The organism is Nocardiopsis flavescens, from assembly GCF_900141985.1.
GTDB classification, from domain to species: Bacteria; Actinomycetota; Actinomycetes; order Streptosporangiales; family Streptosporangiaceae; genus Nocardiopsis; species Nocardiopsis flavescens.
The window spans coordinates 54,719-70,202 of the sequence record NZ_FQZK01000019.1 but is presented as its reverse complement, the minus strand read 5'-3'; the positions used below and the strand labels follow the sequence as shown (position 1 = coordinate 70,202).

Sequence of the window (15,484 nt, the reverse complement as noted above, 5' to 3'; positions counted from 1 at the left end):
CGGTGACGGTTCGCCGCCACCGGGGCCCGCGGCGTTCCGGAAGCGTTCCCCGGCGGCTTTCGTTACCGATGTTCCGCCTCGGGGGGAGGTGGTGGCGGTCGTGCTTTTCGGTAGTGTGACCCTGTCCCGAGCCGGAAAACAGAGGTAGTGACCCATGCACCGACGTGCCGCCGCCCTCGCGGTGCCCCTGACCGTCATCGCTTTGACGGTCTCAAGCTGCGGAAACATCCCCGAGGAGTGGCGCACGCCCGCCTTCCTGCAGATGAACGGCGACCAGCTCGACTCGCGGCTGCCCGCGGTCGAGGGGGACGTCGGCGAGGAGCCGAAGGTCGTCTTCCCCGACATCGAGCCCCCGGAGGAGGAGCTGTCCGGTGTCGTGAACCAGGGGCCCGGAGAGGAGGAGCTGGTCCGCGCCGACGACCTCGTCGTCGCCAACGTGGCCCAGTTCCAGTGGACGGGTCCCGGCGAGGGCGAGCCGGTCGAGGGCCAGTCCAGCTACGAGACCGGCGCCCCGGACCTCATCCGCATGGAGGAGATGCCGGAGCAGATCAGCTCGGTGCTGGTCAACCAGGCCGTGGGCAGCCGCGCGGTGTACGTCTTCCCGCCGCTGACCCAGGAGGAGCAGGACCAGGCCGAGGCCATGGGGCAGGAGCCCCAGGTGGGCGCCAGCGTCCTGGTCGTCGACGTCGTGGACCGCTTCGGCATGGGCTCGGTGGTGCCGGGCGAGCAGACCTCCGACGGCGGTGACGGCCTGCCGACCGTGGTCCAGGAGGGCCACAGCGAGCCCGTCATCGAGGTCCCCGAGGGCGACGCCCCGACCGACCTGGAGATCTCCCCCCTCATCGAGGGGACCGGCGAGGAGGTCCAGGAGGGCCAGCAGGTCATCGTCCAGTACACCGGCGTGCGCTGGGAGGCCGACGAGAACGGCGAGCACCCCTCGTTCGACTCCACCTGGACCCGCGGCGGCGCCCCCTTCGACACCACCATCGGCGCGGGCTCGGTGATCCAGGGCTGGGACGAGGGCATCGTCGGCCAGAAGGTCGGCAGCCGCCTGCTCCTGGTCGTGCCCGGCGACATGGCCTACGGCGAGTCCGAGGAGGAGGCGATGGGCGCCCCGGCGGGCACCCTCGTCTTCGTGGTGGACGTGCTGGGCGCGTTCGACAACCCGCCGCCGGCCGAGCCCGAGGAGGGCGCCTCCGAGGGCGCCGGCGAGGAGGCCCCGGCGGACGAGGAGGCCTCCGAGGAGGAGGCCGAGTAGCGTCCGCGCGTCCTTCGTGCGGCAGGGGCGCCCCCGCGGGTCACCGCGGGGGCGCCCCCGTGTTCCGGCCCCCTGTGCCGGCCCGCGGGCGGCGCCACGGACACGCAGAGCGCCGTCCGCCTGCCAGGGCCCCGCCGCCCCGCTGCGTAGAGTCGGACCACGCAGGACCGGCGGAAGGGGGAGGCCGTGTCGGACCGGCCGCGCTACTGCTATGTCTCGGGTCTGAGCCTGGGGGTCCCCGCCCTGGAGGAGCTGTGCGCCCGGGGGCGCCCGCCCTGCCTGGTGGTGTCCTACCCCGCCGAGTTCGCCCACCTCTCGGGCTACGTGGACCACGAGGCGGTCGCGCGCGGGAACGACCTGCCGCACCTGCGCGCCGCCGACCTGGGCTCGGACGGGGTCCGCGACGCCCTGCGCGCCCACGGCGCCTCCCTGCTGATCGTCGCGGGCCGGTCCACCACCGTCCCCGGGTCCCTGCTGGAGGACCTGCCGCTGGGCGGGTTCGGCCTGCACCCGGCGCCGCTGCCGGTCGGGCGCGGCCACGCCCCCGTCCCGTGGACGATCCTGCGCGACATGCGCGCCAGCGCCGTCACCCTGCTGCGCCTGGACGGGGGGGAGTGCACCGGCGACATCGTCGACCAGGCCTGGTTCGACGTGGAGCCCGACATCACCGCCTCCGGCCTGTACGACCGGGTGGCCCGCCGCCAAACCGAGCTGCTGACCGCCCGGATCGACGACCTGCTCGCGGGCACCGCGCCCCGGCGGCCCCAGCGCGGCCACGCCTCGGTGTGGCCGCGCCGGCGCCCCAGCGACGGGCGCCTCGACTTCACCGCCTCGGGCCGCGACGTCGACCGCCTGGTGCGGGCGCTGGCCCACCCCTACCCGGGGGCCTTCGCGATGTTCGGCGCCAGCCGCGTCACCCTGTGCGGGGGAGCGCTGGACGCGCGGGTGCGGGGCGGCGCCCCGGGCGAGGTCGTCTCGGCGGGTCCGGGCCGCGCCTGGGGTGTGACCTGCGGGGACGGCGAGGTGTTCGTGCCCGAGGCGGTCCGCGTGGACGAGGGCGTGCGCGCCGAGCCCGCCTCCCTGGCCATGTTCCGGCCCGGGGCTTTCTTCGACGAGCCCTCCCCGCACGCGCTGTCCCCGGCCCGCCCGCTCCCGGTGCCGGGTCAGGCGCCCGCCCCCCAGGGCCCGCCGGTGCGGGGCCGGCGGCCCGGGGCCCTGCGCTGATCCGCCCGGGGGCCGGTCCTCAGACCACCCCGGCGGCGTGGCGCCCCGCCGCGGCGGCGGCCAGGAACGCGGCCCGGTCCTCCTCCAGGCCGCGGCCCATGGTGGAGGGCTTGACCGGCAGCGCGAGCAGCGCCTCCTCCAGCCCTTCCACGCCCACGTGCACCAGGGTGTGCCGGGCGCCCAGCGGCGCCGCCTGGGCGCGCACCTTCTCCCCGAACACCCCCGGCAGCAGCGGCACCACCACGTCGGCGCGGGCCAGCGCCACCCGGCCGTAGGCCGTCAGGCTGTGGTGGGACACCCCCAGGTGCCGGGGGCGCGGGTCGGCCTCGCTGATCCGCAGCGCCGCCACCGGGTGCCCGTCCAGCACCGCGGCCGCGTTGACGGCCTCGCCGCACGCGACCCCCGAGAACCCCCACGGCGTCCCCGTGCCCAGGTTGCCCGGGCCCTGGCAGACCACGGCCACGTCCGCGCCCAGCACGTGCCGGGCGGCCAGCAGGCCGGAGTGGACCGTCACCGCCTCCAGGTCGCCCCCGAACGCCTGTCCGGTGGTCACGCACCCGGCCAGCAGCCCCTCCCCGCGCAGCACCCCCAGGGTGCGGGAGAACGCGGCGGGCAGCGCGCCGCCGTCGGTCATCACGTTGACCACCCGCGCGCCGGGCCGCGCGGCCAGCACCCCGGCCAGCACCGCCGGCAGCGACGAGTGCAGGTCGGCGGCCACCACGGGCATGCCCCGCACCCCGGCCGCGTCGCGCAGCGTCGCGTGGTGCGGGGAGTCCTGCTCGTCGGCCCCCTCCACCACCGCCTGCAACGGCGTGTACCGGGCCTTGACGAGGTGGCCCGGACCCTCCCGGTCGGGCGGCAGCCGGTCGGGCAGGGCCGCCACCATCGCGTAGCCGCCGGTGCCCAGGCCCAGGTCCAGGGCCCCGGTGTTGAGCAGCACGGTGTCCCCGGGGACGGGGTCGCCGACCAGGCCGGTGTAGGCCAGGGCCCGGCAGGGGGCCCGCCCGCCGCCGTCCTCGACCGAGACCAGGCACACGCGCACCCCGGGCCAGGAAGGCAGGAGTTCACGGACTTCACCACGGCGCCACCGGATCATGTCAGGCAAGGTACCTTCATTGCTGAGTCGGTACGGGGACGACGCGCCCCGCCGTCGAGGGCATTCCACACGCGGGCGAGAAGAGGGTGCAGGCGATGTCGCGCAGGAAGACGGAACGGCAGTTGAACCTGGTCATCTGCCTGTTGTCCACGCGCCGCCACCTGACGGCCCAGGAGATCCGCCGGACGGTGTACGGCTACGCCGAGGCCGAGAGCGAGCAGGCGTTCAAGCGCATGTTCGAGCGCGACAAGCGGGAGCTGCGCGACAGCGGCATCCCCATCCAGGTCGGCACCGGCGACGCGATCAGCGGCGAGGAGGGGTACCGCATCTCGCGGGCCGACTACGAGCTGCCCGAGATCGAGCTGCTGCCCGACGAGGCCGTCGTCCTGGGCCTGGCCGCCCGCGCCTGGCGGCACGCCTCCCTGGGCGAGGCCGCGGCCAACGCCCTGTTCAAGCTGCGCTCGGCCGGGGTGCCGGTGGACACCGAGGCCGCCCCGGCGCTGACCCCCGCCATGCGCACCGACGAGCCGGCGTTCGGCCCGGTGTGGCAGGCGGTGCGCGACCGGCGCCCCATCGCCTTCGACTACCGCAAGCCCGGACAGGACGCGCCGGAGCGGCGCGAGATCGAGCCGTGGGGCATCGTCAACCTGCGCGGCCACTGGTACGTGGTGGGCCACGACCGCCTGCGCGACGCCCGCCGGGTGTTCCGCCTGGGCCGCATCCGCGGCGGGGTCGAGGTGCTGCGCGGCGGCCCCGACGTGGTCGTGCCCGAGGGCGTGGACCTGCGGTCGGTGGCGGCCGGGCACCGGGCCGAGCCCGAGGCGACCGCCACCGTGCGGGTGCGCCCGGACACCGCCCACGCGCTGCGCCGCGGCGCGCTGCGCGCGGTGCCGGGGGAGCGCGAGGGCGCCGACGGCGGCTGGGACGTCCTCACCGTCCCCTACGCCGACGTCCCCGACCTGGTCGGACACGTCGCCTCCTACGGTGCCAACGCCGAGATCGTCGAGCCCGCCGAGGCCCGCGCCGCCGTGGTCGCGCACCTGTCGGCGACCGCGGACGCCGGCGCGCCCGCCCCGGACCCCGGCCCGGCCGCGCCGGCGGAGGAGGGGGCGGGCGGCCCGGCGCGCGGGCCCCGCTCCGCCGACCAGCTGCGCCGCCTGCTCATGCTCGTCCCCTACGCCCTGGGCCGCGACGTGCGGGTCCCGGAGGTGGCGCGGCACTTCGACCTCACCGAGAAGCAGGTGGTCGCCGACCTGAGCCTGCTGTGGATGTGCGGCCTGCCGGGGTACACCCCCGGCGACCTCATCGACGTGGACCTGGACGCGGCGCGCGAGACCGGCGAGATCATCATCGCCAACGCGGACACCCTGGCCCAGCCGCTGCGGCTCACCGCGGACGAGGCGGCCAGCCTGGTGGTGGGGCTGTCGCTGCTGGAGGCGCTGCCCGAGGCCGAGGGCCTGGAGACGGGCGCCCTCAAGCGGGTCTCGGAGAAGCTGCGCACCGCGGCGGGCACCGCGCTGGGCTCCCTGGCCGACTCGGTGCAGGTCCGCCTGGAGGACTCCGGCGACGCGCAGGTGGAGCAGACCCGGCGGCGCTGCGCTCAGGCCCTGGAGTCGGGCCAGCGGCTGCACCTGCGCTACCTGTCGGGGTACCTGGACCAGGTCACCGAGCGCGACGTGGACCCCATGGGGCTGGTGGTGCAGGACGGCCACACCTTCCTGGAGGGGTACTGCCGGCTGCGCGAGGACGTGCGCCTGTTCCGGCTGGACCGGGTGCTGGAGCTGACCGTGCTGCCCTACGCCGCGGAGGTCCCCGGCGGGGTGGGCCGCCGCGACCTGTCCGGGGGGCTGCTCCAGCTCTCGGACCGCGACGCGCTGGTCACCCTGGACCTGGAGCCCTCGGCCCGGTGGATCACCGAGGACTACGCGTGCGAGTCGGTCGCCGAGCTGGCCGGGGGCGCGGTGCGCGCGACGCTGCGCACCCCCGCGCCGGCCTGGGTGGTGCGGCTGGCCCTGCGGCTGGGGCCGCGCGGGCGGATCACCGCGCCGCAGGCGCTGGCCGAACAGGCGCGGGCCGAGGCGCGTAGGACCCTGGACCTCTACGGTCCGGCGTGACACCGTGGGGTCTGCCGAGACCGTTCCGTCGCCGGAGCGAGCCCCGGTTGTTCACCCGGGTGCCGGGTGCGGTCCGGAGCGGAAGGGATAAGGTACAAGCGTGATCGTCCTGACTGTCCTGTTCGGTGCGCTCCTGGTGGGGGGCGTCCTTATCGGTGCCCTCGTGCTGAGGGTGCGCCGGGCGGCGGGCGCGCTGGCCGGACAGGTGGCGCGGGCGTCGGACGAGCACCGGACCGAGGGGGCGCGAGCGCTCCCCCTCCGCCGTGGCGGGGACGGGTGAAGCACCCCGTGTCCGGTGCGCGTACCATCGAAGGCGCCTGATCGCGCCGCGAAAGGAAGTGAGAAGGATGGGTATCGGGGCACGTGAGATCCTGATCCTCCTGGTGATCGCACTGCTGCTGTTCGGGGCCAAGAAGCTCCCCGACCTGGCCCGCTCCCTGGGCCGCAGCGCGCGCATCCTCAAGGCCGAGAGCAAGGGCCTGGTCGAGAACGAGGAAGAGCAGAACCAGAAGGCCCAGCAGGAGCAGCAGCAGGCGCAGGCCCAGGCCCAGCAGCCGCAGCCCGCCCCCCAGCCGCAGCAGCAGGCGCACCAGCCGCAGCAGGCCCAGTCCTACCCGCAGCTGCCGCCCGGCCAGCGCATCGTCAACGAGGCCGGCGAGCCCCAGCCCTACAACAACCAGCAGTGACGGCAGGCCCGTGCGGCCCGCCGGGCCCGCGGTGACGGGCGGGGCGCCGCCGGAGCGCCGCGTCTTCGCCGACGGCCGGGCCGCGGGCGCGCGACCCCGATGGAGAGAAGAGTGACCACAGGATGAGGGCCCCACGCAGGCGGCCGGTCAACCCGGACGCCCGGATGCCGCTCATGGAGCACCTGCGCGAGCTGCGCGGCCGCGTGGTGAAGGCGTCCATCGCGCTCGCCCTGGGGTGCGTCGTGGGCTACGTCGCCTACGACTACGTGTGGGAGTTCCTCAAGGCCCCCTACTGCTCGCTCCCCGAGTCCAAGGTCGCGGCCCAGGACGGCTGCTCGCTCATCGTCACCGGCCCCTTCGACGCGTTCTTCGTCGCGTTCAAGGTGTGGCTGTTCGTGGGCGCCATCGTCTCGGCGCCGTTCTGGCTCTACCAGCTGTGGGCGTTCGTCGCCCCCGCGCTGCACGGCCGGGAGAAGCGCTACGCGTACATCTTCGCCCCGCTGGCCGCGGTGCTGTTCGTCGCGGGCGCCGCGCTGGCGTACTACATCACGTCCTACGCGCTGACGGTGCTGTTCAGCTTCCTGCCCGACGACGCCGAGCCGTTCCTCACCATCGGCGAGTACCTGAGCTACATGCTCATCATGATGACGATGTTCGGCCTGGGCTTCGTGCTGCCGCTGCTGGTGGCCCTGCTCAACATCATCGGCATCCTCCCGCACGCCGCCATCGCCAAGTGGCGCCGGGTCATCATCTTCTCCTCGTTCGTCCTGGCCGCCGTGGTCACCCCGGCCGAGCCCATCTCCATGCTGGCCCTGGCGGTCCCGCTGGTGATCCTGTTCGAGGCGGCGGAGCTCTTCGCGTTCTTCAACGACCGCCGCAAGAAGCGCCACGACCCCTACGAGGACCTGTCCGACGACGAGGCCTCCGAACTGGACGAGACCCCCACCTCCCTGGACGATCCCGACCTGGAGGAGGAAGCGGGCAAGCGCTCCTGAGCGCCGCCCGCACGCGCTAGGGTCGGCGTCGGAGGGCCGACCGGCCCCCGGCGCCGGCCGCTCCCTGCACCCGGCCGGTGCCGCCGTCCGTGTGAAGAGGACATCCGATGAGCGAGCAGACCGAGGCCGGGCGGAGTCTCCCGCCCGAGGCCATGGGCAACGAGAAGTGGCACGACACCACCGACGCGGTGTGGATGCGCTCCTCCCTCTCCGACCCCGACTCGGAGGCGATCGTCGAGGTCGCCACCTTCGAGGACGACTTCCGCGCGGTCCGCGACGGCAAGTCCCCCGAGAAGGGCACCCTGTTCTTCACCCCCGCGGAGTGGGAGGCGTTCGTCCTGGGCGCCCGGGACGGCGAGTTCGACATCCCCGAGGAGTACCTCACCGAGGAGGAGGCGAGGATCCAGCGCGGCGAGGTCGACACCGAGGTCGCGTGGGTCCCCTCCCCGCTCAACAGCCCGCGGGCGATGGAGGAGTACCATCGCCGTCAGCGCGAGGAAGCCGCCGCGGCCGAACGGGAGACCGAAACCTCCTGACCAGGCCGTTCACCCGGGCGCGAGGGTGTGGGGGCGTCCCCGTGCCGTCCGTACACCCTCCCCGCCCCCGGGTAGCGAAGGACCTCCATGTCGTCGCCTCACATCGCCCTGCTGGTCAACCCCAAGTCGGGACGGCGCCGCGCCGCCGTCACCGCCGTGCGCCTCAAGGAGGCGCTGCGGGAGGCCGGGGCGCGCGTCCACGTCTACAGCGGCGGGTCGGCCGCCGACAGCCGCCGCATGGCCCGCCTGGCCGCGGCCGACAACCCCCACGCCCTCGTCGCCGTGGGCGGTGACGGGCTGGTCCACCAGGCCCTCCAGGCGGTGGTCGGCACCGGGGTCCCCCTGGCCGTGGTGCCCACCGGCACCGGCAACGACATCGCCCGCGCCTTCGGCCGCCCCCGCGGGTCGATGCGCGACGTGGCCGCCGCGGTCCTGCGCGGGCGCACCCGCTCGGTGGACTGCGTGCGCGTGGAGCTGGCGGACGGCACCCGCCGCCACTTCCTCAGCGTGCTGGCCTGCGGGTTCGACGCCCGCGTCAACGAGCGGGTCAACGGGTTCCGGTTCAAGGCCGGCCGCGCCGGCTACCTGGCGGGCATCGCCGCCGAGCTGGGGTCCTTCAAGGCCGCGCGCTACGAGATCGACGTCGACGGCCGGGTCATCGACGAGCCGGGCATGCTCGTGGCCGTGGGCAACACCTCCTCCTACGGGGGCGGCATGAAGGTGTGCGCCGCCGCCGAGCCCGACGACGGCCTCCTGGACGTGGTCTTCGGCCGCCGGACGTCGCTGGCGCGCTTCCTGCTCCTGTTCCCCCTGGTCTTCACCGGCGGGCACCTCGACCGCCCCGAGATCATCGTCGAGCGCGGGCGCACCGTGGCCATCCGGGCCCAGGGCGTGCCCGTCTACGCGGACGGGGAGCGCATCGGGGAGCCGTCACTGGTGTGCGAGGTGGTGCCGAAGTCGGTCGAGATGTTGGAGCTGACCTCATAGGCTGGGAGCCCTATGAGTAGTCACGCTGAGCGGTACGCCGCCTTCCGCCGCAACCAGGGCGCCTCCAGCCCCGCCATCACGGCGTTCCAGGGGCTGTACGGGTTCGATTTCGACCCCTTCCAGGTGCGGGCCTGCAAGGCTCTGGAGGGCGGCCACGGGGTGCTGGTGGCCGCCCCGACGGGTTCGGGCAAGACGGTGGTCGGCGAGTTCGCCGTGCACCTGGCCCTGGCCGAGGGCACCAAGTGCTTCTACACCACGCCGATCAAGGCGCTGTCCAACCAGAAGTACAACGACCTGGTCGCGCGCTACGGCGCCGACCGGGTCGGCCTGCTGACCGGTGACAACAGCGTCAACGGCGACGCCCCGGTGGTCGTCATGACCACCGAGGTGCTGCGCAACATGCTCTACGAGGGCTCGGCGACCCTCGGCGGGCTCGCGTACGTGGTGATGGACGAGGTCCACTACCTCGCCGACCGGTTCCGCGGCGCGGTCTGGGAGGAGGTGATCATCCACCTGCCCGAGTCGGTGCGCATGGTCGCCCTCTCCGCCACCGTGTCCAACGCCGAGGAGTTCGGCGAGTGGCTTCAGCAGGTGCGCGGCGACACCACCGTCATCGTGGACGAGAAGCGCCCCGTCCCGCTGTGGCAGCACGTCATGGTGGGCGAGCGCGTCCACGACCTGTTCGTGGACCTGGACCCGGACGAGGACACCGGGGCCGCCGCCGAGGGCGACGGCGCCGGTGACGGCGGGGACGCCGGGGAGCGCGGTGACCGCGGCCGGGAGCGCCGGGGCGGCAAGAAGCGCAGGCGCGAGCGGGGCATGCAGCCCCGGGAGATCCACGTGGGCGGCCGCACGCTGCGGATCAACCCGCGGCTGTCGCGCATCGCCGAGGAGGACTCCCGGCTCACCCAGCTGGCCCACCGCAAGCGGCACCCGCAGTCGCGCTCGCGCGGCAAGATGCGCCCGCGCAGCCGGTTCGCGCCGCCCTCGCGCCCCGCGATCGTCGAGGAGCTGGACGACCTCGGGCTGCTGCCGGCCATCACGTTCGTCTTCAGCCGGGCCGGGTGCGACGACGCCGTCCGCCAGTGCCTGTCCTCGGGGCTGGTCCTGACCACCGCCGAGGAGGCCGAGTACATCCGCGAGTACGCGGAGACGCGCTGCGCCGACATCCCCGGCGCGGACCTGGCCGTGCTCGGGTTCGACCAGTGGCTGCGCGCCCTGGAGTGCGGGATCGCCGCCCACCACGCGGGGATGCTGCCGACGTTCAAGGAGATCGTCGAGCACCTGTTCTCGCGCGGGCTGATCCGCGCGGTGTTCGCCACCGAGACCCTGGCGCTGGGCATCAACATGCCGGCCCGCACGGTGGTCATCGAGAAGATCGACAAGTGGAACGGCGAGGCGCACGTCCAGCTGACCCCGGGGGAGTACACGCAGCTCACCGGGCGGGCCGGCCGGCGAGGCATCGACGTGGAGGGGCACGCGGTCGTCGTCTGGCAGGCCGGCAGCGACCCCGAGACCATCGCCGGGCTGGCGGGCACCCGCACCTACCCGCTCAACTCCAGCTTCCAGCCGTCCTACAACATGGCCGTCAACCTCGTCGGCCAGGTGGGGCGGCGGCGCAGCCGCTCGATGCTGGAGGAGTCCTTCGCGCAGTTCCAGGCCGACCGCGCCGTGGTGGGCCTGGTCAAGCAGCTGCGCAAGCACGAGGAGGCGCTGGAGGGGTACGCGGCGTCCGCGGAGTGCCACCTGGGCGACTTCATGGAGTACGCCGGGCTGCGCCGGGAGCTGGGCGACCGGGAGTCGATGCTGTCCAAGAACCGGTCCTCGCGCCGCCGGGAGGAGGCGCTGGAGAGCCTGGAGAAACTCCGGGCCGGCGACATCATCCGCATCCCCGCGGGCCGCCACACCGGGCACGCGGTCGTGCTGGACCCGGGGCTGCGCCACGACCTGCCCGCGCCGCTGGTGCTGACCGTGGACAAGCAGGTCAAGCGCATCAACGCGACGGACTTCCCGGTCCCGGTGCGGCCGTCGGGGCGGATGCGCATCCCCAAGTCGTTCTCGGCCAAGTCGCCGCGCTCGCGCCAGGACCTGGCCTCCACGCTGCGCAACAAGCTCCAGGAGCAGGGGACCGACCCCGTCTACGAGCGGGCGCCGCGCAACGCGGGGGAGGACGCCGAGGTGGTGCGGCTGCGCGCCGCGCTGCGGGCCCACCCCTGCCACGGGTGCGCCGAGCGCGAGGACCACGCCCGCTGGGCGGAGCGCCACCACCGGCTCCAGCGCGAGACCGACGCGCTGCGCCGCCGGGTGGAGGGCCGCTCCCACGTCATCTCCCGCACCTTCGACCGCGTGTGCGGGGTGCTGGAGGACCTGGGGTACCTGGACGGCGACGACGTCTCCGACGACGGGGCGCGGCTGGCCAAGGTGTACTCGGAGCTGGACCTGCTGGTCGCGGAGTGCCTGCGCCGGGGCCTGTGGAAGGACCTCTCGCCGGTGGAGCTGGCGGCCTGCGCGGCGTCCCTGGTGTACGAGGCGCGCCGCAACGACGAGGCGTACCCGCGCCTGCCCGGGGGGCGGGTGGACGACACCCTGGCCGAGATGGTGCGGCTGTGGGGCGAGCTGAACGAGGTGGAGGCGCGCCACCGGGTGACGTTCCTGCGCCGCCCCGACCTGGGGTTCGTGTGGACGGCGCACCGCTGGGCGCGCGGGGACCGGCTGGACGCGATCCTGCGCCAGGCCGACATGCCCGCGGGCGACTTCGTGCGCACCGCCAAGATGCTGGTGGACATGCTCGGGCAGATCGCGGGGGCCACCAACGACCAGGGGGTGCGCTCCACCGCGCGCAAGGCCTCCGACCTGGTGCGCCGCGGCGTGGTCGCCTACTCGTCCTTCACGTAGGGGTCCGCGCGCGGGTCGGCCGCCCCGGGAGGTCGGCCCGCGTGCCCGCCGGCCCGCGGGCGCGCTCCGGTGCCCCGGGCCGGGAGCGCGGCCCCGGGAGGCGACCGGCCCGCGTGCGCGTGCGCGGCCGTACCCGGCCGCGGGGGCCGTGCGGACCCGCCCCCGGCGGGGGCGGCGCTCAGCGGGGCGGCGGGGGGATCTCGCCGGAGCCGCGGACGACCAGGGAGGTGGGCACCCGCTCCTCGCGGGGCGGGGAGGCGTCGCCCGCGATGCGCGCGAACAGGCGGCGCACCGCGAGCGCGCCGATGCCCGCCACGTCCTGGGCGACCACCGTCACGCGGGGCAGCAGCAGGTCGGCCATGGGGAAGTCGTCGAACCCCGCCACCGCCACGCGGCCGTGCAGCCCGCGCTCCTGGAGGGTGCGGATGGCGCCGATCGTCACCAGGTTCTGCGCGGTGAACAGGGCCGTGGGCGGATCGCCCGAGTCCAGCATCGCCGCCACCGCCCGCGCCGCGCTCCCCGCATCGGGCAGGTCGTCCGCCACGCGCCCGGGGCGCTCGGCCAGCCCCCGTTCGGCCAGCGCCGCCCGGTAGCCCGCCAGCCGTTCGGCCGAGGTGCTGATGCGCCGCTCGCCGCCCAGGAACGCGATCTCGGTGTGCCCGTGGTCGGCCAGGTGCAGCACCGCCTCCCGCGCCCCCTCCTCGTTGGTGGCCAGCACCGCGTCGGCGGCCAGGCCGCGCGGGGGCCGGTCGGCGAACACCACCGGGGTCCCGCTGCGGACCTCCCGCTCCAGGTAGCCGTGGTCCGGCCCGGCCGGGACCAGCAGGATGCCGTCCACCCGGTGCAGGGTGGCCGCGCGCACCAGCTCCGTCTCCCGCAGCGGGTCCTCGTCGAGGCTGCCCGCGAACACCAGGGTGCCGCGCTCGCGGGCCGCGTCCTCCACCGCCCGGCTCAGCGCGGCCGAGAACGGGTTGGCGACGTCCTCCAGCAGCAGGGCGATCTGGCGGGTGGCCCCGTCGGCGCGCCGCAGGCTGCTGGCCGCGAGATTGGGCCGGAAGTCCAGGCGCGCGATGGCGCCGGTGACGCGGTCGCGCAGCCCGTCGGAGACCGAGGGCGCCCCGTTGATGACGCGCGAGACGGTCTTGATGCTCACCCCGGCCAGGGCGGCGACGTCGCGCATGGTGGCCCTGCGCGCCGGCTCGGAGGCGGCCCGGGGGCCGTCGCTGTGGTTCACCGACACCTGCATCCGGCTTCGACGATCGGGAGCGGCCCGGGGCCGTCGGGCGCCCGGGACGGTCCCATTGTCCCGCACGGACCGCCCCGCGCGGCGCGCGCCGGCGGGGAACAGGGGTCCCGAAAGGGGCGTTGATCGCGAGGGGGACCCCGTGGTCGAAAGCGGTCACGGCGGACGCCATCATGGAGGGGCACGGGACCCCGCGAGGGGCCTGTAGTCCGCAAGACACCTGAAGCGAGGACCGAGCAGTGCTGCGCACCCTCATCAACGGCAAGATCCACCGCGCCACCGTGACCCAGGCCGACCTGCACTACGTCGGCTCGGTGACCATCGACGCCGACCTGCTGGACGCCGCCGACATCGTCGACGGCGAACAGGTCCACATCGTCGACATCGACAACGGCGCCCGGCTCGTCACCTACGCGATCACCGGCGAGCGCGGCAGCGGCGTCATCGGCATCAACGGGGCGGCGGCCCGGCTGGTCAGCCCCGGCGACCTGGTCATCATCATCTCCTACGCGCAGCTGACCGAGGCCGAGCGCGCCGGGCACGTCCCCCACATCGTGCACGTGGACCGGGACAACCGGGTGGTGGCGCTGGGCGCCGACCCGGCCGAGCCGGTCCCGGGCGACCCGGAGCTGGTCCCCGGCCGCTGAGCCGCGCGCGCGTCCCCGTCCGGGCCCGCCCGCCCCGGGCGGGGCCCGCGGCCGGGCCCCGGCCCCCGCGCGGACGCCGACGACGTTCCGCAAGGGGCCGAAAACCCTTGCCGCATGGCCGATTCCGGTCTGGTCGGGCACGCCGGTGCCGGGTACATCCCGGTGCGGAATGGACGACACGAGGGACGCCGAGCAGCGTCGGATCGCCGAGCACATCCAGTGGCAGAAACAGGGCGCCTGGGTCGTGTTCTGGGGTGTTCACACCCGCCGGTACTGGGCCTTCGCCTGCTGGCCCGTGATCCCCGCGCGGGGTGTGGTCATCAGCGCGGCCGACCCCGGCGACCTCTACTCCGGGATGCGCCAGGTCGAGCGCGAGCACGACTACCTCGGCTGGCGCCACCGCCGCCGCTGAATGTCCGAAATAGTGGATAACGCGACATGGCGGACCATGTGAACGCGGGGTTACGATTCCACCGTTGATCGGACGAATCGGAAGTAGGTCGCGTGTCCACGCACATCGTTCCCGGTGCCCTGCCGGAGGAGACGCGCCTGCGCCTCCAGCGCCGCACCGTGGCGGCGCTCATGCTCACCCAGGTGGTGGGCGGTGTCGGGATGGGGGCGATGCTCGCGGTGGGCGCCCTCATCGCGATCGACCTCACCGGCTCCGACACCTGGTCGGGCATGGCCACCACCATGATCACCCTGGGCGCCGCCGTTTTCGCGCTGCCGCTGGCCTCGCTGGCGGCCCGCCGCGGGCGCCGCCCCGGGCTGGCGCTGGGGTGGGCGCTGGGCGCGGCCGGCGGCCTCGTCGTCATCGCCGCCACGGTGTCCGGCCTGTTCCCGCTGTTCCTGCTGGGCATGGTGCTGGTCGGCGCGGGGACCGCCACCAACCTCCAGGCCCGCCACGCCGCGGCCGACCTGGCCTCGGACCGCAGCCGGGGCCGCGACCTGTCCGTCGTGGTGTGGGCGACCACCGTCGGCTCGGTGCTGGGCCCCAACCTCATCACCCCCGGCGGCCGGGTCGCCGCCCTGGTCGGCCTCCCCGAGCTGCTGGGACCGGTGCTGTTCACCACCACCGGATTCGTCCTGGGCGCCCTGCTCACCTTCGCGCTGCTGCGCCCGGACCCGCTGCTCACCGCGGCCCGCGCCGCGGCCTCGGCCGACCCCGCGGCCCCGCCCCCCGCGAAGATGCCGATCCGCGCCGTCCTGCGCGTCGTGGCCGCCTCCCCGGGCGCGCTGCTGGCCGTGGTCGGCATCGTCTGCGCCCACACGGTGATGGTCGCGGTCATGACGATGACCCCGGTCCACATGTCGCACCACGGCGCGGCGCTGACCGTGATCGGCCTGACCATCTCCCTGCACATCGCCGGCATGTACGCGTTCTCCCCGGTGGTGGGCTGGCTCAGCGACCGGCTGGGCCGCGTCCCGGTGCTGCTGGCCGGGCAGGCGGTGCTGCTGGCGGCGACCGCGGTGGCGGGCACCGCCGGGCACGACGAGGCGATGGTCACCGCGGGCCTGGTCCTGCTGGGCCTGGGCTGGTCGCTGAGCCTGGTCTCGGGCACGGCGCTGCTGGCCGGGTCGCTGGAGGTGGGCGTGCGCCCGCGCGCCCAGGGCGTCAGCGACCTGCTGATGAACCTGGGGGGCGCCGCGGCGGGCGGGCTGTCGGGGGTGGTCCTGGCCCAGACGGGCTTCGGCGGCCTCAACCTGTTCGCGGCGCTGTTCACCGTCCCGGTGTTCGTGCTGGCCCTGCGCGCCGTGCGCACCGACCGCCGGGCCGGCCGCTGAAAAACATCCCGACCTTTA

Annotated in this window: 14 protein-coding genes; 12 read left to right on the top strand and 2 right to left on the bottom strand. The window is 74.8% G+C overall.

The features are described from left to right. Positions 1–154 precede the first annotated feature (154 nt). Both BUE45_RS24250 and BUE45_RS24245 read left to right on the top strand, forming a co-directional pair. Positions 155–1,258 carry an FKBP-type peptidyl-prolyl cis-trans isomerase gene (locus BUE45_RS24250; RefSeq protein ID WP_073382103.1) on the top strand — a complete coding sequence of 368 codons (1,104 nt, stop codon included), beginning with the start codon at positions 155–157 and terminating at the stop codon, positions 1,256–1,258. 186 nt (positions 1,259–1,444) lie between these two features. After that, the gene (locus BUE45_RS24245) at positions 1,445–2,482 is read left to right on the top strand and encodes a methionyl-tRNA formyltransferase (RefSeq protein ID WP_073382100.1); all 1,038 of its coding nucleotides are present in this window, start codon (positions 1,445–1,447) and stop codon (positions 2,480–2,482) included. 19 nt (positions 2,483–2,501) lie between these two features. Here BUE45_RS24245 and BUE45_RS24240 read toward each other — a convergent pair whose 3' ends face one another. Beyond that, positions 2,502–3,578, bottom strand: a complete 1,077-nt coding sequence (locus BUE45_RS24240; RefSeq protein WP_073382098.1) for a DUF3866 family protein — start codon at positions 3,576–3,578, stop codon at positions 2,502–2,504. A 95-nt stretch (positions 3,579–3,673) separates the two neighbouring features. Here BUE45_RS24240 and BUE45_RS24235 point away from each other — a divergent pair, with 95 nt between their 5' ends. From BUE45_RS24235 to BUE45_RS24205, 7 genes are all read left to right on the top strand, one after another. Continuing rightward, positions 3,674–5,692, top strand: coding sequence for a helix-turn-helix transcriptional regulator (locus BUE45_RS24235; protein ID WP_073382095.1), 2,019 nt, complete (start codon positions 3,674–3,676; stop codon positions 5,690–5,692). A gap of 100 nt (positions 5,693–5,792) precedes the next feature. Beyond that, entirely contained in the window at positions 5,793–5,972 is a 180-nt protein-coding gene (locus BUE45_RS24230; protein WP_073382092.1) for a hypothetical protein, read from the top strand. Between the two features lie 67 nt (positions 5,973–6,039). After that, positions 6,040–6,378: a Sec-independent protein translocase subunit TatA gene (gene tatA / locus BUE45_RS24225; RefSeq protein WP_073382089.1), complete on the top strand. Its 339-nt coding sequence runs from the start codon at positions 6,040–6,042 to the stop codon at positions 6,376–6,378. 164 nt (positions 6,379–6,542) lie between these two features. Continuing rightward, complete coding sequence (gene tatC / locus BUE45_RS24220) at positions 6,543–7,373, top strand: twin-arginine translocase subunit TatC (protein ID WP_073382085.1); 831 nt, start codon at positions 6,543–6,545, stop codon at positions 7,371–7,373. A 107-nt stretch (positions 7,374–7,480) separates the two neighbouring features. Then, the gene (locus tag BUE45_RS24215) at positions 7,481–7,909 is read left to right on the top strand and encodes a DUF397 domain-containing protein (RefSeq protein ID WP_073382081.1); all 429 of its coding nucleotides are present in this window, start codon (positions 7,481–7,483) and stop codon (positions 7,907–7,909) included. An 87-nt stretch (positions 7,910–7,996) separates the two neighbouring features. Then, the gene (locus BUE45_RS24210) at positions 7,997–8,896 is read left to right on the top strand and encodes a diacylglycerol/lipid kinase family protein (RefSeq protein WP_073382079.1); all 900 of its coding nucleotides are present in this window, start codon (positions 7,997–7,999) and stop codon (positions 8,894–8,896) included. Positions 8,897–8,908: 12 nt separating this feature from the next. Further along, positions 8,909–11,791, top strand: a complete 2,883-nt coding sequence (locus BUE45_RS24205; RefSeq protein WP_073382076.1) for a DEAD/DEAH box helicase — start codon at positions 8,909–8,911, stop codon at positions 11,789–11,791. Between the two features lie 178 nt (positions 11,792–11,969). Here the strand turns inward: BUE45_RS24205 and BUE45_RS24200 are convergent, their stop codons facing one another. Further along, positions 11,970–13,037 carry a LacI family DNA-binding transcriptional regulator gene (locus BUE45_RS24200; protein ID WP_073382073.1) on the bottom strand — a complete coding sequence of 356 codons (1,068 nt, stop codon included), beginning with the start codon at positions 13,035–13,037 and terminating at the stop codon, positions 11,970–11,972. A 236-nt stretch (positions 13,038–13,273) separates the two neighbouring features. On the opposite strand from BUE45_RS24200, the gene panD reads away from it, so the two are divergent. From panD to BUE45_RS24185, 3 genes are all read left to right on the top strand, one after another. Further along, entirely contained in the window at positions 13,274–13,681 is a 408-nt protein-coding gene (gene panD, locus BUE45_RS24195) for an aspartate 1-decarboxylase (RefSeq protein ID WP_073382071.1), read from the top strand. 169 nt (positions 13,682–13,850) lie between these two features. Continuing rightward, positions 13,851–14,093 (top strand): hypothetical protein, encoded by a 243-nt coding sequence (locus tag BUE45_RS24190; RefSeq protein ID WP_073382068.1) that lies wholly within the window; start codon positions 13,851–13,853, stop codon positions 14,091–14,093. A gap of 92 nt (positions 14,094–14,185) precedes the next feature. Next, the gene (locus BUE45_RS24185) at positions 14,186–15,466 is read left to right on the top strand and encodes an MFS transporter (protein ID WP_073382066.1); all 1,281 of its coding nucleotides are present in this window, start codon (positions 14,186–14,188) and stop codon (positions 15,464–15,466) included. Positions 15,467–15,484 lie beyond the last annotated feature (18 nt).

What these genes read in the sequence shown, in the direction of transcription:
- tatC (WP_073382085.1), top strand. Translation starts at nt 6,543, where the DNA reads ATGCCGCTCATGGAGCACCTGCGCGAGCTGCGCGGCCGCGTGGTGAAG.
- BUE45_RS24210 (WP_073382079.1), top strand. Translation starts at nt 7,997, where the DNA reads ATGTCGTCGCCTCACATCGCCCTGCTGGTCAACCCCAAGTCGGGACGG.
- BUE45_RS24205 (WP_073382076.1), top strand. Translation starts at nt 8,909, where the DNA reads ATGAGTAGTCACGCTGAGCGGTACGCCGCCTTCCGCCGCAACCAGGGC.
- BUE45_RS24250 (WP_073382103.1), top strand. Translation starts at nt 155, where the DNA reads ATGCACCGACGTGCCGCCGCCCTCGCGGTGCCCCTGACCGTCATCGCT.
- BUE45_RS24235 (WP_073382095.1), top strand. Translation starts at nt 3,674, where the DNA reads ATGTCGCGCAGGAAGACGGAACGGCAGTTGAACCTGGTCATCTGCCTG.
- BUE45_RS24200 (WP_073382073.1), bottom strand. Translation starts at nt 13,037, where the DNA reads ATGCAGGTGTCGGTGAACCACAGCGACGGCCCCCGGGCCGCCTCCGAG.
- BUE45_RS24240 (WP_073382098.1), bottom strand. Translation starts at nt 3,578, where the DNA reads ATGATCCGGTGGCGCCGTGGTGAAGTCCGTGAACTCCTGCCTTCCTGG.
- BUE45_RS24190 (WP_073382068.1), top strand. Translation starts at nt 13,851, where the DNA reads ATGGACGACACGAGGGACGCCGAGCAGCGTCGGATCGCCGAGCACATC.
- tatA (WP_073382089.1), top strand. Translation starts at nt 6,040, where the DNA reads ATGGGTATCGGGGCACGTGAGATCCTGATCCTCCTGGTGATCGCACTG.
- BUE45_RS24215 (WP_073382081.1), top strand. Translation starts at nt 7,481, where the DNA reads ATGAGCGAGCAGACCGAGGCCGGGCGGAGTCTCCCGCCCGAGGCCATG.